This window comes from Pseudomonas sp. FG86 (genome assembly GCF_057808775.1).
The window spans coordinates 45,487-65,733 of record NZ_JBMDIS010000004.1 but is presented as its reverse complement, the minus strand read 5'-3'; the positions used below and the strand labels follow the sequence as shown (position 1 = coordinate 65,733).

Genomic DNA, 20,247 nt, shown 5'->3' with positions numbered 1-20,247 from the left:
AACAAGCCGCTGCACCGGCTTTGAGGTAAACCGCGCAGTTGCTCGAACTTAGGCTTCAATAACATAGAGCTTCAGCCGATAACGTGTTCAGTGATGTTCAAGCGGTAGGACTACCAACCGGCGGTCCAGGCTATGGGGAAAACCAGCATGACGATCAAACTACGCTTGATGTTGTTGATTGCGACCGGGTTGATCACCGCCCTGATCATGAGCCTGGCCAGTTATCTGGGGAATAACCAGATGAGCGATGCCGTGCGGGACAGCGAGGTCAGCATGACGGTGCTGCGCAACCATATGGAAGCCGACATGATGCACGACGCCCTGCGCGCCGACGTGTTGTCGGCCATGTTGGTGGGGTTGGGCAAAAGCACCAGCACCAAAGCCGAGGTCACTGCCTCGCTGAACGAGCATGCCGAACACTTCCGGCAGGTATTGGGAGATAACCTCAAGCTGCCGCTGGATGACACGCTCAAGGCCGCCCTGGAAAAAATCAAACCGAGTCTCGACACCTATATCAGCGCCAGCGAGCGTATCGTCGCGCTGGCCTTGGAGAATCCAGAGGCTGCTCGTGCCGATCTGGGCGCGTTCAACAGCATTTTCAGCCAGCTGGAAGAACAGATGGCGACCTTGAGTGGCCTGATCGAAAACAACACCCAACAAACCGGCAGCGAGACGCGCCAGACCATCAGCAACGCCAACTTCACCCTGGGCGCGGTATTGATTGCCAGTCTTTTGCTGCTCCTGGCGCAGGGGCGCTGGGTCACCCTGAGCATTATGGGGCCGTTGCAGGCCGCCAGCCGTATTGCCGACAGCATTGCCCATGGCAACTTGAGCGAGCCGATTATCGAGCCCAAACGCAAGGACGAAGCCAGCGCGCTGATCCGTAGCCTCGCCACAATGCAGCGGGATTTGCGCGGCATGATCGAAGTGGTGCGCAGCAATGCCCATGGCGTCAATGGCATGAGCGAGCAACTGAGCCATGGCTGCCATCAGGTGTCAGGCAGTAGCCAACAGCAGAGCGCCGCCGCCAGTACCATGGCCGCAGCGGCGAGTGAAATGACCGCCAGTATTGAGGAAATCACCCGCCATGCCGGACGAGCCCTGACCATGGCCAACCAGGCGCAAGCCTTGGCCACCGATGGTGGGCGGGTGATTCACCAGGTAGTCAGTGACATGGACGGCATTGCCCGTTCAGCGCAGCAGTCGGCCTTGGTGATCCGTACACTGGACAAGGAATCCGAAGCGATCTTCAGCATTATCCAGGTCATCAAGGGGATCGCCGACCAAACCAACCTATTGGCCCTGAACGCCGCGATTGAGGCCGCTCGCGCCGGTGAGCAGGGGCGTGGTTTTGCGGTGGTCGCCGATGAAGTGCGCAGCCTGGCCGGACGCACCAGTGCATCCACCCAGGAAATCGCCAGCATGGTCGGGCGTATCCAGCAAAGCACCCGGGAGGCGGTGACCAGCATGGAGGAGGGCGTCGCCCAAGTCGATAAAGGCATGGCGGTGACCGCTGACGTCGAGCGCGCCATCCGCGAGATTCTGCAGGCCACCCTCAATACCACGGAACTGGTGAACGATATTTCCCGCACCATCAGCGAGCAGAGCCTGGCCAGTAATGAAATTGCCCATCAAGTGGAGATGATCGCGGGCATGTCGGAAAACAATACCCGGGTGATAACACAAACGGCCTCGACGACGGATGAGTTGTCCTTGCTGGCAGGTGAGCTCTCACAGTCAGTCGATCGTTTTCGCCTTTGATGGTTTTTAATGTAACTTATTGATTTAACTCAACTAAATAGTCATTTAGTTGAGTTGGGTAACGTCAGGAAACTGAAGGCTGGGCGAGGGCGGTTGTTCTTCGCTCGCTGATGCGCTCGACCGTTTCCATATGCTCCGTCCCCCAGGCGCACAGCGCGCCCAGCGCAGTGGCCAGGGATTGCCCGAAAGGCGTGAGGGAATACTCGACCTTGGGCGGTATCTCCTGAAAGTCCATACGCGCAATGATTTCGTCGCGCTCCAGTTCTTTCAATTGCTGGATCAATACCTTATCGGTCACACCGCCAATGGCGCGTCTCAATTCGCCGTAACGGTGAACATCCTTCGCCAGATGATAAAGAACCAGCGGTTTCCACTTCCCGCCGATGACTGCAAGGGCCGCGTCGAGCCCGCAACTGAAAGCGTTATTGGCCATGATCGTGCTCACTGATTGGGTACTTACCAAAAGGTGCATACTATTCAAATTAAAAGCGCGGATCTACAGTTGGGCCTCAACTTTTCTTGGGAAACCATCATGAACAGGCTCATCGGAAAAATTGCAGTCATTACCGGCGGGAACAGCGGCATCGGACTGGCCGCTGCCATACGTTTCGCTGATGAAGGTGCACAGGTCGTTGTCGTGGGACGCCGTCAGGCGGAACTGGACAAGGCGTTGCAGCTTATCGACCATGACGCCGTTGCGATCCAGGGCGACATTTCCAGGCTGGACGACCTTGAGCGTATTTTCACGCAAATCAAGGCAGACAAGGGGCGGATCGACATCCTGTTCGCCAATGCAGGGCTTGGGGATTTCCAGCCCATTGGATCGATCACTGAAGAGTCTTTTGACCGCACGTTTGGTATCAACGTCAAAGGTACATTGTTCACCGTGCAAAAGGCCTTGCCGCTGATGAGCGCGGGCGGCTCGGTGATCCTGACCGGCTCGACGACGGCAAGCATGGGTACGCCGGCATTCAGCGTGTATAGCGCCACCAAGGCGGCGCTGCGTAATTTCGCCAGGAGCTGGGCGCTGGATTTGAAAGGCACGGGCATACGCATCAACGTGCTTTCGCCAGGACCGATCTCGACACCTGGCCTGGATTCGGCATTGGCCACAACGGGCCAGGCTGATGCGATCGTCGACGGTATGATCACGCAGTTGCCACTGGGCCGCATCGGCAAGCCGGAAGAAGTAGCCGCCGCGGCATTGTTCCTGGCTTCGGAAGAAAGCAGCTTTATGACCGGGAGCGAAATGTTCGTGGATGGCGGTTTCGCTCAGGTTTGAGGCGACGCAGGATTGGCCGATGGCCAAGAGGGGTTTTGCCTGCTGAAATCCGGTGGGCATTGTCCCTCAATACGTAACATCGTATTACGCATAATGTATATTATGTTAAACCAGATGCCATGTTAGAAATGTTCATGAGGCTCATAAGGTACTGATGTGACGCCTGATGAAAAAGTAGAAAATGACTGATTAAAAAAAATACCAAGATATCAGTGAGATGCAGCATTCTCCGCTGTCAAGGTTTCCCTTGCCCCCCCTCGTTAACGGTTAAAAAAGGAGAATCCTGATGAGGCTTTTGCCTGTTTAAAAAGCCTAAAAAGAAGACTAAATACTGTGCTATTTTTCAAGAGTACTCGTGACTTCCTTTTAGACCAATGGGATCGTCAATGTCAAAAGTCATAGACCCTCGGCCTGTCCTTGCTGGTCCCGAAAGTATGTCTCTCGATCTCGGGCTGTACTACGCTCGCTACCCCTGCATCGAAGCCTTCCTCAGTAGTCTCTCCGCTAATCTTGATGTAGAAACGGACTTAAAATGCGCTATCCGCTTTCTTGCATATCATAGTCACCCGCTTGGAACCTTTAATAATTACCGAACATTCGTTGAACGTTTGCTCCTATGGAGCTGGATTGTCGCCGAAAAAACTGTACTGACACTAGATAAAGAGACGTTTACGAATTTTATTACTTTTTGCAAGATGCCACCTTCAAATTGGGTTGGATTTTCTACAACCGCTAGATTCGCTCAAGTCGATGGTAATTCGGTTTTCAATGAATCATGGCGGCCTTTCAATATTCGAGCATCTAAAGATGTAGGGGCGCGCAGCCCTAAAGTGGAAACCTTGCGTTTCATTCGTAGCGTTTGTAGTTCATTTTATGGTTTTCTCTGCGAGGAAGATGTGATAGCGATAAATCCAGCTATATCATCACGAACTTTCTATGGAAGAGGAATGCGCGCTACTTACCCTGTGGAACGATATTTAACTTCCGAGCAATTAGGTCAGGTTCTGCAAGCGCTAGAATTTCATGCGCTGGGTGATCCTGCTGGTGAGCGTGCTCTTTTTATAATAGCAGCAACGACTCTTATGTGTTTGCATGCTGCAGACCTTGCAAATGCTGATAACTACTGCCCATGCATGAATTGCTTTGTTCTAGACGATGCCAGATGGTGGTTGATACTAGAGGCGCCAGGTCGGCTGCTAAGGAAAGTTGAAGTCACTCCAGAGTTCCTGCCCTACTTGAGACGCTATCGAAAAAGCCGAGGACTACCCCCGTTCCCAGAGCAGAACGAAGAAATCCCTATCTTGGAGGCTAGTCACGGGCGCCCCGGTCTTTCCGTGCGACAAATACGAAGCATTGTTAAAGAAGCGCTTATGAAAGCTCATGCAAGCATTACTTCTACAGACAAAGGCGGTGAGCACTGGAATATCCTGCTTGGTGGCAGTATGCGTTTTTTGAAAGAAAGCGGCGCAAAGATTCGTGCGCAAAGCTTCCGCCCTGCCGAGTTGCAGAAATATCTAGGCATTTTCAGCTTGGCTTATACCTATGGAAGGTATTATGGTTGATAGAGCGTTCCCCGCTAGCTTAAATTCCTGGCCTATAAGCTTCTCTGGCGGGACGCCCGGCAGACTCATTTCTCCCATTTAAAAATCCGACTCCAATCGTAACTGCATGTTATTAAACGTATTATTTGTAAGGATCATGGGGTTACAGATTTTAAGAAGGACAGCGAGGATTGATCGGAGAAATCTAAGCAATATCCGATAATCACCAGACCCGGATATTGCTCTATACTACGCTGAAAGACCGATATAGACGCATTCGCCCAGGTTGAACCACTTCATGTCGCAGCATCCCCAGCCGCTTTTCGAGACCTTTGATCGCTTCCACGAACTCAACTTTCTTCACCTCAATGGCGAGCTTCCAGCGGTTCGGGACTTCCTCCATGGTTGTGCCGATGAGCTCCAGGCCGTCGAGGGCTATCGCGCCGTTCGGGGATTTCTGAAGTCCTACGCCGGCAACGAAGCCACGTTCAACTCCTATCGAACCCACGTCGAGCGGCTGCTGCTCTGGTCCCTACTGGTGGCTGTCAAGCCCCTTGTTGAACTGCGTCGCCGGGACGCCGAGGCCTTCATGGAGTTCTGCCTCAACCCGCCCGCCGACTGGATAGGTCCGGTCGTAAAGTCCCGCTTCCTGCGCGTGGGTGGTCGCAAGAAGCTCGACACGGACACCTACATCGTCAATTTGCAATGGCGACCTTTCAGTCACACTGTGGCCAAGCGCGAACGCAAGATTGCCGAAGAGGCCGTTGCCGCCCTTCCCTCCCGTCCCTACCGCTTGTCCCAGGGATCGGTGGCTCAGGTATTCGCAGTCTGCGGCAGCTTCTTCCAACACGCGATTGATGAGGGTCTCACCGAGGTGAACCCCTTCCGGGCGGTAAAACAGAAATCCATCTACAAGCAACGCAACACCTTGGATGTGGCGTCACGTTCCCTGACTCCGCTGCAGTGGAGCTACGTGATCGAGACTGCCGAGCAGATGGCCGCGACCGACCCGACACACGAACGCACTCTGTTCATCGTTGCGACTCTGTTCTCCATGTACCTGCGAGTCTCCGATCTGGTCGGGCGTGACAACTGGACGCCTACCATGGGCGACATCCGCCGCGATAGCATGGGCAACTGGTGGTTTCATGTGGTGGGCAAAGGCAACAAGGCCGCCAAGATCAGCATCCGCGACGAATACATCCAGAACTACCTGATACGCTATCGCCAGCATTTACAGCTCTCCCCCCAGCCATCTGCCCACGAGAAAACACCGTTGATCAGTTCCCTGAAGGGGCGTGGTGGGCTATCTGATCGACATATTCGCCTGCTGCTCCAAGGGCTATTTGATCGCGCTATGGGGCGTATGGCTGAGGAAGGCTGGAGCGATGACGAAATAGACCAGTTGCGTTCAGCTTCACTGCATTGGTTACGCCACACCTCCGCAACCTTTGATGCACCATATCGAGAGATGAAGGACCTCCAGGCTGACCTTCGTCACAATAGTCTCAGCACTACCCAAAATACGTACTACAACTCGCTGGACGAACAACGGGCACACTCGGTGAAAAGCCTTCCAATCAGACGTTAGACGCCCATTAAACACACACTTGTTTAGCCATCGCGCATAGCTTGAGAACGAGAAAATTTTCCTTGGCTCAGGTGATGGGTGAGTTATGCAACCAGCGCATGCTCGACCTCGACTCGCGGACATGCCATCTGCTTGCTGGCGCGTTTCTGCGCCAGCAAGAAATCAGGAGGTCGCGCTTCCGTCGTCATTGAAAAAGTCATCACGGGAGATGCGTCCGAAATCGCTGAGGTCTTGGTCTTACTGGTCTTCAGCGACCGTCTCGAAGATCGTCGATCATTGCAGCCTTCGTGCTGTACTTGGCTCCGAGATGTACCAGCCTCTCGATGTTCGCGGCAGTGAAGAACTGGTGGCCGGCAGCGATGACTCTCTGTGCTTTGATAATCCCGTGCAGGACTTCACCCACCCATTTCGCAGGCTGCGATCTTCAGGCGTTGGGGTTCGACAAGGCCCGGTCTCATCGTACGGGGCGTCCTGATTATGATCCGGCTAATCTGCTCAAGATCTGTCAGTACGGCTACGTGCAGCGCAACCGTCACGTTCATTGAAAAGTATGGATGTGATGACCGGCGCCTCAGCACCTGCTAACCATCGAGTTGGCAGCCGCTTCGAGTCTCAAGGCTTTCTCATGATCCAACGCCTAGCCTAGGATCCGACTACGCACAGCGGATCGGCATCTATAGCAGCCGAGACCATGGTGGTTCCATATGCCGGTTGCGAGCGGTCAACCAGAGCACCACACCCGACATGGGTGCGGTGCTCAGTTCCTGATAGCAGTGGATCAGCCGGCAGTCGATTCCAGAGGTTTCTCCATCAGCGTGCAGACCTGACCCGGCCGGTGCCAGAGAAAACCCATAATGGCGGCGGCGCCCACCAGCCCCGGCAGCGCGAACGCCAGAAAGCTCGCCTGCAACGGCAGTTGCGCGGCGTGCAAAGCTCCGCCCAGCAACGGGCCGATGATGGCGCCAATACGGCCAATTCCCATCGCCCAGCCCAGACCAGTGGAGCGGATATGCGCGGGGTAAAATTGCACGGCGCAGGCATTGGCGAGGATCTGCGTACCGATAGTGCAGGCCCCGGCCACGCCGATCAGCAGGTAGAGCACCGGCAGCGGTGACTTCAGCGCCAATAGACTCAGCGACAGCGCACCGGTGGCGAAGAACGCCAGGAGTACCCGACCCAGGCCTATGCGATCTCCCAGCCAGCCGCCGCCGATTGCCCCGAAGATGGCGCCGAAGTTCAGCACCAGCAGGAACGCCAGGCTGGAGTTGAGGCCGTAGCCGGCAGCGTTCATAAGCTTCGGCAGCCAGGAACTCAGGGCGTAGACCATCAGCAGGCAGCAGAAGAAGGCCACCCAGAGCATCAGCGTTTTCAGTGCGCGACCATCCTGGAACAACTGGGAGATGGCCACCTTGCCCGCCTGCCCCTTTGCCAGATTGAGCCGGTCGTGCATTTTGGGCACGTAGTCGGGCTCTGCCCTGGCCAGCAGCTCTTTGGCGCGTTCGACCTCCCCCTGGCGCAGCAGGAAGTTCAACGACTCCGGCAGCTGGCGCACCAGCAACGGCAGCACCAGCAGCGGTACAACCGCCACGAAGAACACCGATTGCCAGCCCCAGCTGGGCATCAACGCCATGCCCAGACCCGCAGAGAGCATGCCCCCCACCGAGTAACCGCTGAACATGATCGCCACCAGGGTGCTGCGGATTTTCTTCGGCGCGTACTCGTTCATCAGCGCCACCACATTGGGCATCACCCCACCGATACCAAGCCCGGCGAAAAAGCGGCAAATGGCAAACTCCTCGGGAGTGCGCGCGAATCCGTTGATCACGGTAAAACCGCTGAACAGGACCACACAGGTCATGATGGTCTTGCGGCGCCCGATCCGGTCCGACAGTGGGCCGAAGAACAGTGCACCGAGCATCATGCCCACCAATGCGCAGCTGCCTAGCAGACCGGCCTGCAGCGCAGAGAGGTTCCAGGCTTGCATCAGCGACGGCAGCACCACGCCGTAGATAACCAGATCATAGCCATCGAAGATAATGATCAGCGCGCACCAGAACAGCACGCGCCCGTGAAAGGTATTGAAGCGGGCCCCGTCAAGCAGGGCGGAAACGTCGATATCACGCATGGCATAGCTCTTCTTGTCATTGTTATAGAGCCGGAACCGGCATCGAGGCCGATTCCGGTAGAACGACGCGCAACTAGGCGCAGTGGCTCAGGGCTGTCCAACCTAGTCGAGCGCGGGCATCTCGCACGTCAGCGTCGAGGTCGTGGTTCCACAACCAGTCGAAGCGGCTAGCCAAGGTAGCTCCCAGCGCCTGTTTGTCATCACCCACTGCCGGGTCACGCAGTTCGTAAAGTTCACCGGCTTCCCAGGAGGTACGCTGCACGCGGCAGGCACGCGGGCGGCGCAAGGCGTCGTAGGCAGCCAGCAACTCATCGAGGTTGCCGCGACTCACCTGAACATCTCCCAGCAGGCGGGCGAGGAAGTAGGCGTCCTCGAGCCCCTGCCCTGCCCCGGCGCCCTGGTGCGGCAGCATCGCGTGGGCGGCATCGCCGATCAGCGCCACACGGCCGTGGACATAACCAGGTAGCTCGGCGAGGTCGTGCAGAGCCCAGTAGGTTGGCGAGGGAATGCACTCCAGCAGGATTCGCGCAGCATCGCCCCAGCCGACGAAGGCGTCGAGCATCTCACGCTGGCTGGCCTGACGAACCCAGGGCGAATTCTCGGGCCAGGTGGGCGCGGGCTGACTGCGGTCAGATACGAAGGCCACCACGTTGATGATGCGCCCCCGCTTAACCGGAAAGGTAAGGATGTGGCCATCCAGGCCCAGGTACATCTGCGGCACGTCCACCAAGTGCTCGTCAACGCCAGCGGCACGGTAGGCCTCGCGCAGGTGCAGGCTATCGATCATGCCACGGTAGGCGCAGGTACCACTGAAGCGCGGCACGGCGGGCGGGGCCCCGATACCCTCGAGGACATGGCCACGAATAGCCGATTTGATGCCATCGGCGGCGATCAGCAAGTCACCGCGATATTCACTACCGTCGGTAAAGCGCACACAGGCCTCATCGCCGTGCTGCTCCACGCCCACGGCGCGCTTATTGAATCGGGCAATGCCCTCCGGCAGTCGGCTGGCGAGCACGTCGAGGAAATCCGCCCGGTGCACCGAAGACTGCCCCACGCCAGGAGCCACGCTCGCGCCAATGTAACCGGCGTCGACGCTGCGGCGCCATTCGAACCACACGTCCTGCCAGGGCTCGGGGGTGCGATCGGCAACCTGGGCGTAAGGCTCTGCAATGCCGAGACCGGCAATGGCTCGCACCGCGTTAGCACCGAAGGAAACGCCCGCTCCCACCTCACCGAAGGCCGGTGCGGATTCGAAGAGCTGGACGTCGAGATGGGAATGGCGGCACAGATCCAGTGCCAGGGCGACGCCGGAAATACCGCCGCCGATGATGCCGATACGCAGGGCAGGCTTGGTGATCATGTTTGTACCCATGATGTTGTTGTTGGAGTGAAGTCATCATGGGCGCACGAGAAATATTGATAAATACCGCAGCCTGCATACAAACTATTTCAAACCTGAATATTCCTACCAACCTATGAGGCAGACCATGGACCTGCGCGACCTGGATCTGAACCTGCTAGTGGTGTTCAACCAGTTGCTGATCGACCGCCGCGTCTCCACCGCCGCGGAAAGCCTGGGTCTGACCCAGCCCACCGTGAGCAACGCCCTCAGGCGCCTGCGTACAGCCCTGCAGGACGACCTGTTCGTGCGTACCTATCAGGGTATGGAGCCTACCCCCTACGCCCAGCAACTTGCTGAGCCAGTGTCGCTGGCCATCCATACCCTGCGCGAGGCGCTGAGTCGCCAAGACAGTTTCGACCCGCTAACCAGCGAACGCACCTTCACCATCGCGATGACCGATATCGGTGAAATCTACTTCACCCCGCGCCTGATGGATGCCCTCTCCCGCCTGGCACCAGGCTGCCGCATCAGTACCGTGCGCAACACCTCCGTATCCCTGATCGAGGCGCTGCAGAGCGGCACCGTCGACCTCGCCGTAGGCCTGCTGCCACACCTGCAGGCAGGCTTCTTCACTCGCCGTCTGTTCCATCATCGTTACGTATGCATGTGTCGCAAGGACCACCCCGTCACCAGCGAGCCGCTCACGCTGGAGCGCTTCTGCGCTCACGGTCATGTGCGGGTCATCGCCGCCACCACCGGCCACGGCGAAGTGGACGCACACATGGCGCGTCTGGGGATAGAGCGGGACATCCGTCTCGAAGTGCCGCACTTCGTCGCTGTGGGCCATATTCTCCAGCGCACCGATCTGCTGGCCACGGTACCCGAGCGCTTTGCCGAGTGCTGCGTCCAGCCCTTCGGTTTGGTGGCCCTGCCCCACCCCGTGCAGCTACCGGAAATCGATATCAACCTGTTCTGGCACGCCAAGTATCACCGAGACTCCGCCAACCGCTGGCTCAGGCAACTGATGTTCGAGCTATTTGCGGACTGACGGCGCCCGAAGTGCCTGACAGCCCATTGCCTGCCATGAGGGATCGGGCTGACTGCCGAGTCCTGCGACGGACTCAATACACGCAGCTCTCGCCCTGGCGCAGATACACCAGGGTATGGATCTCGCCGTGTGAATCCTCATAGACCATGGTCGCCTCGCCCACCTCACAGCCCTGAGGCATCTCGATCGAAATGACCCTGGCGACATCCATGGCCTGGCCATAATGGTATGGCTGCGCATCGTCGGCGACTGCCCACTGAGCGACAAGTGTCACGCCGATCATCCAGTATCTTGCTTTCATGCTGCACCTCGTAATGACTCGATGAGCATCAGCTTAAGGAGTGGTTCCGGCAAGAAACAGCGAACTCCAGGCAAGGTAGTTTTGCCTTTAGCGTAATAATCGAAGAGCGCTAAGCGACAGGGCATCAACCCTGGCCACACCGGTTTGCTCCCAGGGTCACGCCCAATAGGTGGGGTTTTCCACCAGGGTTCGATTACCGCGGAATACCAGGGGTAATTGCTCCTTGAGGAACTCCACCCAGGTTCTCACCTTGGCATCGAGAAAGCGCCGCGACGGGTACAGCGCATAGATACCCCGCTCGTGCAGGCGATGTTCGGCCAGCAGGCGTACCAGTCGGCCCTGTGCGAAGGCCTTGGCCGCTATCAGGTCCGGCAGTACGCAAATACCCATACCCTCTCCTGCCGCCTGGGCCATCGCCTCGGCGACGTTGACCTGAAATGTTTCTCCCAGACGGATCGCCCGCTCGACGCCGTTGTCGGTAAAGGTCCAGCTGTCGCCAAAAACCGGGTCGAGCAGGCGCAGGCAGCGATGCTGGCTCAGCTCGTCGAGAGTCATCGGAATACCGTGCTGCCCCAGGTAGCTCGGCGCCGCACAGACCACGCTGTAGGTAGTGCCGAGCAGTTGAGCGACCAGTTCGGAGTCGGGCAACTCCCGGGCCAGAGTAATGACCACATCCTGCCCCTCCTCGAGCAGGTCAGGGTGGCGCTGGGAGAGCGTCAGCTCAAGGTTCACTTCCGGGTAGAGCTCGCTATAGCGGGCGGCCAAGGGTGCAAGTAGATGGGTGCCCAAACCGGTGATCGCGTGCACCCGCAGGCGCCCCCTGGGCATCAGGTAGGCACCACCGGCCTCGGCGCCAGCGTCTTCCAGCTCGCTGAGAATATGCCGACAGCGCTCCAGGTAACGGCTGCCTACCTCGGTCAGCCCCAGCCGGCGGGTGGTACGTTGCAGTAGGCGTGCCTGCAGATGACTTTCGAGTTCGGACACCTGCCGCGACACCTGCGCGGTGGACAAGCCCAGCGTCTGTGCAGCAGCCGTGAAGGTGCCCGCGTCCACCACGCGAGTAAACACCCGCATTGCCTGAAAAACATCCATCTGACTGTTACCTATTTAGTAAGTGTTCTTTGCATAAGACGGCTATTTTTGCATGAAAGCATGGGAAATATACTGCCGCCTTCGCGGGCCGGCCCGGACTTTCCAGCGTGCGCCCGTCCCCCGACGCTTTGCTTAACCGAGGTATTCATGACTCCCGATCAACGATTTGCCCGCTGGGTTCAAATCGCTATCTCGGCCCTAGCCTGTTGCTTCATCTACTTCCTAACCGCCGACCTGAGCATGCCGTTGACACCACAGGCGCAGTTGACCCGACCGGTACTGAAGGTCGCGCCGCGGGTCGCAGGCCAGGTCAGTGAGCTGGCGGTGAGCAATAACCAGTACGTACAACCTGGCCAGTTACTGTTTCGCCTCGATCCGCAGCCATTCGAGCTGGAGGTGCAGCGGGCCGAGTTGGCGCTCGAACAGGCACACCAGGACAACACTGAACTCGATGCCCTGCTGGCCGCCGCCCGTGCCGAGGTCAGCGCGGCCCAAGCCAAGTCGAACGAGTCGGGCGCTCAGGCCCTACGCCTGTCGCGCCTGCTCGAACGCCAGCATGTCTCGCGCCAGGCCTACGATGCGGCCGAAGCGCAGCATCTGATGGCCCAGGCCCAACTGCGTACGGCGCAGGCCAGAGTCCGTGAACTGCAGGCCCGTCGCGGCGGCGCCGACGGTGCCAATCTACGGCTACGCCAAGCCCGCAATGCACTGCTCCGGGCGCACCTGCAGCGGGACTACAGCGAGGTTCGCGCCGAACGTGGCGGCGTGCTCAGCAACCTGCAGCTCACCCCCGGCACCTTCGTCGCGGCAGGAACGCCGGTGGCCGCTCTGGTCGAGGACCGCCTGGACATCATCGCCGACTTCCGCGAGAAGTCCCTGCGCTACATCGGCGTCGACACCCCAGCCGTGGTCGTATTCGACGCCCGTCCAGGCGAGCTGTTCAGCGCCCGGGTCAGTCATTTCGACGCCGGAGTCCGGGAAGGCCAGATCGATGCCAACGGCGAGCTGGCAACGCCCGCGCAATCCGAGCGCTGGGTTCGCGACGCGCAACGACAACGCGTGCACCTGGCACTCGATGAAGAGCTGCCGTTCCTGCTGCCCACCGGGGCTAAGGCCACGGTTCAGCTGAAGCCCTTCGACAACCCGCTGGTGAACCTCGCCGCTACGCTGCAGATCCGCCTGATCAGTTGGTTGCACTATGTCTACTGAACCCTCCGCGGCGGCACACACACTTGCCGAAAGGGCCACAGCGCCCCGTTTGTCACTGGGCAAGAACGACCTGCGCCAGTGTCTGCGCATCGCCACTGGCGGCAGTCTGGCCTTTGTCCTGTGCAAGCTGTTCGACCTGCAGTACGGTGCCTTCTTCTGCGTCTATCCGATGCTACTGCTCGGCCTGGTGCCGCGCCTGACTGCCCACCTGATGCGCCAGTTCTTCACCCAGGGACTGGTCGTCAGCCTGGAGGTCGCGTTGCTCTACGGTCTGTTCGGCGGCCGACCGCTGCTGATGATTCCGCTGGTGTTCTTGCTGTTTCTCTACCGTTTCGCGCTGATGGCCAGCGGCCCGAACTTCCTGTTCGGCGCCCTCGGCGCAGTATTTCTGTCGATCCAGCTGAACTTCGCCAGCTACCCGCACACCGACGTCATCGCCATGCTTGGGAGCAATGGCCTGGCCATCGTGCTGGCCGCAGCGATCGCCGTGCTGATGTTCTACCTGTTTCCCGACTGCGAGCCGCGCCCCGCACGCACGCCGCCGCCCAAAGACCGCGCCAGTCGGCGCCACGAGGCACTGCTCGGGGCAACGGTGGCGACGCTGTCGTTCAGCGTATTCCAGTGCCTGGATCTGCAGGACTCGCTGTCGGCTCAGGTCGCCAGCATCCTGCTGTTGTTTCCCATGCACTGGAACGGCTCACGCTTCGCCGGCCGTACCCGTGCGCATGGCACCCTGCTCGGCTGCGTGATTGCCCTGCTGATCATGCTGCTGCTCTATGATCACCACGACCTACTGCCGCTGGTCGCCCTGCTGCTATGGATCGCCGCCATGGTCTGCGCGCGCTGGCACATGCTGGAAAAGGGGGTGCCCGGCGTCGGCTTCGGCGCTTTGACCACCCTGGCCATCCTGTTCGGCCAGTCGCTTACGCCCAGCCACGACATCATATTTGCGACCCTCTACCGGCTGAGTTCGGTGTGTGTCTCGGTGCTGTTGACCCTGTTCGTCGTGTTCATGGTGCACCGCTTGCTCAACCGCTTTGTCACTACTCGCCACAGCAGCCATTGAAGCCAACAGCTGCGGCCACGGCGATTGTCAGATCAGCGCGCGTTTTTCCTGCTCGTACACAAAGCCGGCGACCGCGCACCGCTACAATTTGTTATCACGCGTGCAACACTTTCGCGGCAAGACGCGCTTGGCCGTGGATCCGAGCGTTTTACGATCATCTGGGAGAAATGATGCGAACGCGCGTGAACCGGCGAATCCACTTGCTCCGCCGGCCCCGAAACATCAGAAGGGATAAGGCTGATCAGATGGCTCAACAGTGACCCACTTGATTTCTGTGAACTCGTCAATCACAGCGCTTCCATCGAAACGGCCGTATCCACTCTGCTTCATACCACCATAGGGGGCCTGCGCTTCGTTTTGTACGGTGGCGCCGTTGATGTGGACACAACCTGCATCCAACCGACTTGCCAGCTCAAGCGCTTTGGAGACATTGGCGCTGAAAATTGCAGATGAGAGGCCATAAGCCGTGTCATTGGCCACTTCCAACGCCTCCTCTGCCCCGTCGACACGAACGATCGTGGTAATAGGACCAAAGGTTTCCTCGTCGTAGATTTCCATGTCCTTGGTCACGCGGTCGACTAGCGTGGGCTGCATCAAGGCACTGTCGGCGATACCGCCCGCGGCGATGACAGCCCCTTTGCCGAGCGCATCTTCGATCAGATGGTTGATCCGCTTTACCGAGCCCTGGGCGATGACCGGTCCGACTACGCAGGTCGGAGATGCGGTGGGGTCGCCAAGCTCCAGTTTGCCGATTCGCTCGGAAAACTTACTCACGAATTCGTCGGCAACACGCTGATCGACCACGAAACGCTCGGTCGACATGCAGATTTGCCCTTGATACAGGAACGAGCCGAATACTGCGGCATTCACTGCGCCGTCGATATCGGCATCCTCCAGCACTACGAAAGGAGCCTTGCCACCCAACTCCAACAAACAGCGCTTGAGATGGGACGCACAGGTTTCGGCGATCATGCGGCCGACCTTGGTGGAGCCCGTGAAGTTGACCCGGCGCACGGTATCGTGGGCCACCAACGCTTCGGTGACAGCCGATGCGTCTTCGGGCGCGGTAATCAGGAAATTGAGCACACCCGCCGGCAGGCCTGCCTCAATGAAGGCATCGGCCACAAGGGCATGAGTGCGAGGACTGTTTTCCGAGCCTTTGAAGATCACGGTATTGCCGCACGCCAGCGGATACGCGATAGCGCGAGCCCCCAGGATCACCGGCCCATTCCACGGCACAATGCTCAGCACGGTGCCCACCGGCTGGCGAAGCGTCAACGAGAAAGCGCCAAGCTTATCGGTTGGAATCGTCTCACCCTTGATTTGAGTAGTGAGCGCTGCAGCCTCGCGCAGCAGATTCGCCGATGCACCTACGTTGAACTGCGCCCAGAGCTGCGATGCGCCAATTTCCTCAGCCATGATCCGGCAGAATTCCGACATCTTGGCCTCGAGGACATCCGCTGCTGCGAGCAGGAGACGACGCCGCTCGGTCGGTCCGGTCTTGGACCATTTGCGGAATGCTCGCTCGGATGAGGCCGCGAGCCGTTTTGCGTCTTCCAGGGTGCAGGCAGCCGCAGTGCTGACCAGTTTGGCGGACACAGGGTCAAGCCGTTGGATCGTCTTGCCTCCGGTAGCGTCCAGCTTGATATTGTCGATTACCAGTTGTGCACTCATTTCTAGACCTTTTAGACAGTAGGAAAATTGTGTGACGCGACCGCATTCAGTCGGCAGCTCCGGGCATACGCAGAATGGGACTGCGCTGCGCAGCTGCGTCAGTGATTGCGCGACTACGCGTAGCCGGATCTGCTACCCGGCTATTGAAGATGGGCGTTGTGCCCACCCTGCGAGCCAACTCCAGGCGAGAAGGCATCACGTCCACGGCAATGGCGGAGTCATGCGGCCAGGGCCGCTTTCCAGCCTAAACGGCTGTAGGCCAAGTTCAGGTCTTGCTGCAGATCGTGATTCCACAGCCAGTCGAATCGGCTGACGAAGACTGCGTCACAACGATGGGGTCGCAAGGTGCCCACTTCAGCGATAGCCCGCTAACCCAGCAGCTCGACCATGTCCTGGGTCAAGGTGCGCTGCTCATTCAGGCGCCGAACGATGCGCTCGACCGTCTCCAGCCGCACCGCGGCGCCGGCACGCATCTCTGCCATGGCGCCCAGGGCCGCGGCGGACTTCTCCAGGCCGGTGCTGGTGGACTGGCCGATGTGTTCGACTCCCGTCCGCGCCTCCTGCGCCGACTTCTGCAGGCTGCCGGCGATCTGCTGGATCTCGCCGCTGGACTCGTTGGCGCGCTGGGCCAGGTGACGCACTTCGTCGGCGACTACGGCGAAGCCGCGGCCATGCTCACCGGCGCGGGCCGCCTCGATGGCCGCGTTGAGCGCCAGCAGGTTGGTCTGCTTGGCGATGTCCTGGATGCTGCCGACGATGGCGCCGATGCGCATCGACTGTTGCGACAGTTCGTCGAATACCTGATCGATGGTGCCCATGTAGCCGGCCAGCTCGCGGATCGCCGCCTCGCAGGCCTGGATGCTGGCGGCGCTGAACTGCACCTTTTCTCCGCCCGCGCGCGCCAGTTCAGTGGCGAAGAGCATGTCCTGCTCGGTGCGCAGGATGCTCTCGAGCAACTTCGCCAGGGGTGCGCGTAGCGGCAGGCCAGGGTCGGAAGGCGGCTCGGGAGCAGGCGCCGCCAGCAGCACCGGCGGTTCAGGCTCAGGCGCCGGTGGCGGCGCTGGCGCTGGCGCTGGTGGCGGCAACTCGACCAGGATCGGCGGCAACCTGTGGTAGAGCAGGCCGGCCAGGGCGACGCCGGCCAGCGCCAGGGCCGCCAGTGGGCCGTGCAGGCCGCTGTCCAACAGCAGCAGGCCGGCTGCGGCCAGCGCCGCCGTCGCTTGCAGCAACGCCGCCAGCGGCTTCTGCCAGTTTCGGGCAGGGGCGTCGGTCTTCTCGTTCATCGTCAGTCTCCCCGGCGTCACAGGCCAATATGTTCCTGGAGGATCTGCGGCTGGCACTTCAGCTCGACGCTGGGCCCGTCGAACACCACCCGTCCCTTGACCATGATCATGCTGCGGTCGGTCAGGTCGAGCAGCACGTTGACGTTCTTGTCCACCACCAGAGTGGCGATACCGCTGGCCTTGGTCAGGCGGATCACGTCCCAGATCTCCTTGCGGATCAAGGGCGCCAGGCCCTCGGTGGCCTCGTCGAGGATCATCAGTTCGGGGTTGGTCAGCAACGCGCGGCCGATGGCGACCATCTGCTGCTCGCCGCCGGAAAGGTTGCCGCTCAGGTGGGAGAAGCGCTCGGCCAGGCGCGGGAAGGTCGCCAGCACCCGCTCCAGGTTCCAGTCGCGGCGCCCGTCCAGGCCCGGGCGGGCGGCCATGATCAGGCTCTCGCGCACGCTCAGGTTGGGGAACATGCCGCGGCCCTCTGGCACATAGCCGATACCGCGGCGGATGATCTGGTGGGTGGCGCGGCCGCTGCAGCGCTCGCCGCGGATCAGCACCTCGCCGCGGCGCGCCGGCGTCAGGCCGAGCAACGAGCGAATGGTGGTGCTCTTGCCCATGCCGTTGCGGCCCATCAGCGCCAGGGTCTCGCCCGGCTGGATCTGCAGGTCGACGCCATGCAGCACATGACTGTTGCCGTAATAGGTGTGCAGGCCGGTGGCCTGCACCAGGGCTTGTGCGCTCATCAGAATTGCTCCTCGCCGTCGCCCAGATAGGCCTGCTGTACCGCCGGATCGTTGCGCACCTGGTCCAGCGGGCCACTGGCCAGCAGCTCGCCGTTGACCATCACGGTGAGACGGTGGGCGATGCTGAACACCGCATCCATGTCGTGCTCGACCAGGACCATGGCGTACTGCTGCGACAGTCTGGCGAGCAGTTCGACCACCCGCGCCGATTCGTCCTTGCCCATGCCGGCCATGGGTTCGTCGAGCAGCAGGAAGCTCGGCTCGGTGGCCAGTACCATGCCGATCTCCAGTTGGCGTTGCTCGCCATAACTCAGGGCATCGGCCAGGGTGTCGCGGTGGGCGGCCAGGCCGCAAAGCTCCAGCGCCCGTTCGGCGCGCTCGCGTACCTCGACATAGGCCTCGCAGCGGCGGAAGAAACGAAAGGAGTTCTTCAGCCGCGACTGCGCCGCCAGCCAGCAGTTTTCCAGGCAGGTGAAGCTGGGAAAGATGTTGGTGCGCTGGAAGCTGCGGCCGATGCCCAGGTGCGACACCCGGTTGGGCGCCAAGCCGGTGATGTCGCGGCCGTGAAAGAGGATCTGCCCGGCGCTGGGCTGAAGATGGCCGGACAGCAGATTGACCATGGTGCTCTTGCCGGCGCCGTTGGGGCCGATGATCGCGTGTACCTCGCAGGGCGCCACGCTCAGGGAAATGTCGTTGACCGCACGCAGGCCGCCGAAGGCCTTGCTCAGTCCGCGGGTTTCTAGAACATGGGCGGTCATACGCCGGCCTCCTTCTTCATCGCGTCGGGGGTGGATACCGTACTTGCGTCGCAGGCCGTGGCTGTGCGCCGGTCGCAGAGCTGCAGCAGCAACCCGGCGAGACCGCGCGGCAGCAACAGAACCATGGCGATGACCACCAGCCCCATGGGCAGCTCCCAGTGCGGGGTCAGGCCGGCGAACAGATGGTGCAGGCCCTCGAAGGCGAAGGCGCCGAAGATGGCGCCGAACAGGCTGCCCATGCCACCGAGGATGACCATCACCAGGGCGTGGGCCGAGAGCTGCCAGCCGACCTGGTCGGGGCTGACGAAACCGTATTGGGTGGCCGAGAGCATGCCGGCGTAGCCGGCGATGGTGCCGGCAATGACGAAGGCCGCCAGCTTGTAGAACAGCGGGTTGTAGCCCATGGAACGGACCCGTTCCTCGTTGTGCTTGATGCCCAGCAGCACCCGGCCGAACGGCGCGCGCAGGAAGGTGCGCAGCAGCAGATAGACCAGCACCAGGGAGCCGAGCACCAGGTAGAACAGGCTGCGCGGGTTCTCCAGGTCGAGCAGATGCACCCCGGCGATGGCCACCTCGGGCTTGAGGAACAGGTAGATGCCGTCCGAGCCGCCGGCGAAGGCCGAGTCGTGGAACAGGTAATAGAGCATCTGCGAGAAGGCGATGGTCGCCATGATGAAGAAGATGCCCGAGGTGCGGATGATCAGCAGGCCCATCAGCAGCGCAGCTGCGGCGCTGACGCCCAGGCACAGCAGCAGCGCCAGCCAGAAGTTCACCGCCTCGAACTCCGGGGCGAACAACACCAGGCTGTAGCCGGCGATGCCGAAGAAGGCCGCCTGGGCCAGGCTGACCATGCCGGTCACGCCCACCAACAGGTCGAGGCTGAGAGCGACCAGGGCGAGAATCATGATGTGGGTCAGTTGCTGCAGGTGGAAGGATACTGTCGATCCCAAGCCATAAGCAATTGCTGTTGCTGTTGCTGTTGCTGTTGCTGACAGGACATGGACATGCCATAGCGATCCTACGTGTAGAAGGTCGGGCAAGCGACCAAGCCTTTCACTTCATCACGCGGCACTGCTGCTCGCCCTACGAAATCAATGCGGGTACTACACGTTCCGTAATAAGGGACTGTGGCACCATGCCATAAAGGAAGTTGCTTCGCCTCACCGACTGACGGATAGCGGTTGGTCAGGTCAACTTTCATGGCACGGAAGACGGGGTCACCAGCTACGCAGTTCTTACGACCTTATGTGCCTCTGCTTGAAGATTTCTGCCAGTGGCTATTACGACTGGAGGGATCGTGATCCAAGCCCCGAATGCTCGCCTGATTGCGACCGAGCGAATTCAATGATGGTAAGTACGCCAACGGCCTGCTTTGCCAACTGCCCTACCCGACCGATGACACGCGTTTGATCATTGCAGCGGCACAGGAGGGAATCA

At 60.0% G+C, this 20,247-nt stretch carries 16 protein-coding genes and 3 pseudogenes; 8 read left to right on the top strand and 11 right to left on the bottom strand.

Annotation, left to right across the window (positions count from 1 at the left end; genetic code table 11):
- Positions 1-132 precede the first annotated feature (132 nt).
- A pseudogene (locus ACODSV_RS03740) lies at positions 133-903 on the top strand (MCP four helix bundle domain-containing protein); the annotation flags it as partial.
- On the top strand, positions 898-1,761 hold the full coding sequence (locus ACODSV_RS03735; RefSeq protein ID WP_370531123.1) for a methyl-accepting chemotaxis protein: 864 nt from the start codon (positions 898-900) through the stop codon (positions 1,759-1,761). The pseudogene ACODSV_RS03740 and the gene ACODSV_RS03735, both read left to right, overlap by 6 nt.
- Before the next feature lie 64 nt (positions 1,762-1,825).
- Here the strand turns inward: ACODSV_RS03735 and ACODSV_RS03730 are convergent, their stop codons facing one another.
- Positions 1,826-2,194 (bottom strand): winged helix-turn-helix transcriptional regulator, encoded by a 369-nt coding sequence (locus tag ACODSV_RS03730; protein ID WP_024075414.1) that lies wholly within the window; start codon positions 2,192-2,194, stop codon positions 1,826-1,828.
- 99 nt (positions 2,195-2,293) lie between these two features.
- Here ACODSV_RS03730 and ACODSV_RS03725 point away from each other — a divergent pair, with 99 nt between their 5' ends.
- From ACODSV_RS03725 to ACODSV_RS03715, 3 genes are all read left to right on the top strand, one after another.
- Complete coding sequence (locus tag ACODSV_RS03725; protein ID WP_150054525.1) at positions 2,294-3,043, top strand: SDR family NAD(P)-dependent oxidoreductase; 750 nt, start codon at positions 2,294-2,296, stop codon at positions 3,041-3,043.
- A gap of 434 nt (positions 3,044-3,477) precedes the next feature.
- Positions 3,478-4,605 (top strand): integrase, encoded by a 1,128-nt coding sequence (locus tag ACODSV_RS03720; protein ID WP_073663301.1) that lies wholly within the window; start codon positions 3,478-3,480, stop codon positions 4,603-4,605.
- Between the two features lie 277 nt (positions 4,606-4,882).
- Positions 4,883-6,175: a tyrosine-type recombinase/integrase gene (locus ACODSV_RS03715; protein WP_028688854.1), complete on the top strand. Its 1,293-nt coding sequence runs from the start codon at positions 4,883-4,885 to the stop codon at positions 6,173-6,175.
- Positions 6,176-6,953: 778 nt separating this feature from the next.
- Here ACODSV_RS03715 and ACODSV_RS03710 read toward each other — a convergent pair.
- Together ACODSV_RS03710 and salA are read right to left on the bottom strand one after the other, a co-directional pair.
- Entirely contained in the window at positions 6,954-8,300 is a 1,347-nt protein-coding gene (locus ACODSV_RS03710; protein ID WP_023629719.1) for an MFS transporter, read from the bottom strand.
- Between the two features lie 73 nt (positions 8,301-8,373).
- On the bottom strand, positions 8,374-9,663 hold the full coding sequence (gene salA / locus ACODSV_RS03705; protein ID WP_024075419.1) for a salicylate 1-monooxygenase: 1,290 nt from the start codon (positions 9,661-9,663) through the stop codon (positions 8,374-8,376).
- A 127-nt stretch (positions 9,664-9,790) separates the two neighbouring features.
- Between salA and ACODSV_RS03700 the strand changes: the two genes are divergently transcribed.
- Complete coding sequence (locus tag ACODSV_RS03700) at positions 9,791-10,693, top strand: LysR family transcriptional regulator (RefSeq protein WP_023629248.1); 903 nt, start codon at positions 9,791-9,793, stop codon at positions 10,691-10,693.
- Between the two features lie 73 nt (positions 10,694-10,766).
- Here the strand turns inward: ACODSV_RS03700 and ACODSV_RS03695 are convergent, their stop codons facing one another.
- Complete coding sequence (locus ACODSV_RS03695) at positions 10,767-10,994, bottom strand: DUF2790 domain-containing protein (protein ID WP_023629249.1); 228 nt, start codon at positions 10,992-10,994, stop codon at positions 10,767-10,769.
- Positions 10,995-11,150: 156 nt separating this feature from the next.
- Positions 11,151-12,086, bottom strand: a complete 936-nt coding sequence (locus ACODSV_RS03690) for a LysR family transcriptional regulator (protein ID WP_023629250.1) — start codon at positions 12,084-12,086, stop codon at positions 11,151-11,153.
- A 147-nt stretch (positions 12,087-12,233) separates the two neighbouring features.
- Here ACODSV_RS03690 and ACODSV_RS03685 point away from each other — a divergent pair, with 147 nt between their 5' ends.
- Both ACODSV_RS03685 and ACODSV_RS03680 read left to right on the top strand, forming a co-directional pair.
- Complete coding sequence (locus ACODSV_RS03685) at positions 12,234-13,295, top strand: HlyD family secretion protein (protein ID WP_023663266.1); 1,062 nt, start codon at positions 12,234-12,236, stop codon at positions 13,293-13,295.
- Entirely contained in the window at positions 13,285-14,361 is a 1,077-nt protein-coding gene (locus ACODSV_RS03680) for a DUF2955 domain-containing protein (protein WP_078451698.1), read from the top strand. Before ACODSV_RS03685 ends, ACODSV_RS03680 begins: the two co-directional genes overlap by 11 nt.
- 222 nt (positions 14,362-14,583) lie before the next feature.
- Here the strand turns inward: ACODSV_RS03680 and ACODSV_RS03675 are convergent, their stop codons facing one another.
- The 6 genes and pseudogenes from ACODSV_RS03675 to ACODSV_RS03650 form a co-directional block, all read right to left on the bottom strand.
- Positions 14,584-16,035, bottom strand: coding sequence for an aldehyde dehydrogenase (locus tag ACODSV_RS03675; protein WP_023630205.1), 1,452 nt, complete (start codon positions 16,033-16,035; stop codon positions 14,584-14,586).
- Positions 16,036-16,403: 368 nt separating this feature from the next.
- A pseudogene (locus ACODSV_RS03670) lies at positions 16,404-16,796 on the bottom strand (methyl-accepting chemotaxis protein); the annotation flags it as partial.
- 539 nt (positions 16,797-17,335) lie between these two features.
- Positions 17,336-18,052 carry an ABC transporter ATP-binding protein gene (locus tag ACODSV_RS03665; RefSeq protein WP_489045896.1) on the bottom strand — a complete coding sequence of 239 codons (717 nt, stop codon included), beginning with the start codon at positions 18,050-18,052 and terminating at the stop codon, positions 17,336-17,338.
- Positions 18,052-18,810: an ABC transporter ATP-binding protein gene (locus tag ACODSV_RS03660; RefSeq protein WP_023048108.1), complete on the bottom strand. Its 759-nt coding sequence runs from the start codon at positions 18,808-18,810 to the stop codon at positions 18,052-18,054. Before ACODSV_RS03660 ends, ACODSV_RS03665 begins: the two co-directional genes overlap by 1 nt.
- On the bottom strand, positions 18,807-19,760 hold the full coding sequence (locus ACODSV_RS03655) for a branched-chain amino acid ABC transporter permease (RefSeq protein WP_024075422.1): 954 nt from the start codon (positions 19,758-19,760) through the stop codon (positions 18,807-18,809). The genes ACODSV_RS03660 and ACODSV_RS03655 overlap by 4 nt, the downstream gene beginning before the upstream one ends.
- Positions 19,742-20,053: pseudogene (locus ACODSV_RS03650) on the bottom strand (endonuclease); the annotation flags it as partial. The pseudogene ACODSV_RS03650 and the gene ACODSV_RS03655, both read right to left, overlap by 19 nt.
- Positions 20,054-20,247: the final 194 nt, after the last annotated feature.

What these genes read in the sequence shown, in the direction of transcription:
- ACODSV_RS03735 (WP_370531123.1), top strand. Translation starts at nt 898, where the DNA reads ATGCAGCGGGATTTGCGCGGCATGATCGAAGTGGTGCGCAGCAATGCC.
- ACODSV_RS03730 (WP_024075414.1), bottom strand. Translation starts at nt 2,194, where the DNA reads ATGGCCAATAACGCTTTCAGTTGCGGGCTCGACGCGGCCCTTGCAGTC.
- ACODSV_RS03725 (WP_150054525.1), top strand. Translation starts at nt 2,294, where the DNA reads ATGAACAGGCTCATCGGAAAAATTGCAGTCATTACCGGCGGGAACAGC.
- ACODSV_RS03720 (WP_073663301.1), top strand. Translation starts at nt 3,478, where the DNA reads ATGTCTCTCGATCTCGGGCTGTACTACGCTCGCTACCCCTGCATCGAA.
- ACODSV_RS03715 (WP_028688854.1), top strand. Translation starts at nt 4,883, where the DNA reads ATGTCGCAGCATCCCCAGCCGCTTTTCGAGACCTTTGATCGCTTCCAC.
- ACODSV_RS03710 (WP_023629719.1), bottom strand. Translation starts at nt 8,300, where the DNA reads ATGCGTGATATCGACGTTTCCGCCCTGCTTGACGGGGCCCGCTTCAAT.
- salA (WP_024075419.1), bottom strand. Translation starts at nt 9,663, where the DNA reads ATGATCACCAAGCCTGCCCTGCGTATCGGCATCATCGGCGGCGGTATT.
- ACODSV_RS03700 (WP_023629248.1), top strand. Translation starts at nt 9,791, where the DNA reads ATGGACCTGCGCGACCTGGATCTGAACCTGCTAGTGGTGTTCAACCAG.
- ACODSV_RS03695 (WP_023629249.1), bottom strand. Translation starts at nt 10,994, where the DNA reads ATGAAAGCAAGATACTGGATGATCGGCGTGACACTTGTCGCTCAGTGG.
- ACODSV_RS03690 (WP_023629250.1), bottom strand. Translation starts at nt 12,086, where the DNA reads ATGGATGTTTTTCAGGCAATGCGGGTGTTTACTCGCGTGGTGGACGCG.
- ACODSV_RS03685 (WP_023663266.1), top strand. Translation starts at nt 12,234, where the DNA reads ATGACTCCCGATCAACGATTTGCCCGCTGGGTTCAAATCGCTATCTCG.
- ACODSV_RS03680 (WP_078451698.1), top strand. Translation starts at nt 13,285, where the DNA reads ATGTCTACTGAACCCTCCGCGGCGGCACACACACTTGCCGAAAGGGCC.
- ACODSV_RS03675 (WP_023630205.1), bottom strand. Translation starts at nt 16,035, where the DNA reads ATGAGTGCACAACTGGTAATCGACAATATCAAGCTGGACGCTACCGGA.
- ACODSV_RS03665 (WP_489045896.1), bottom strand. Translation starts at nt 18,052, where the DNA reads ATGAGCGCACAAGCCCTGGTGCAGGCCACCGGCCTGCACACCTATTAC.
- ACODSV_RS03660 (WP_023048108.1), bottom strand. Translation starts at nt 18,810, where the DNA reads ATGACCGCCCATGTTCTAGAAACCCGCGGACTGAGCAAGGCCTTCGGC.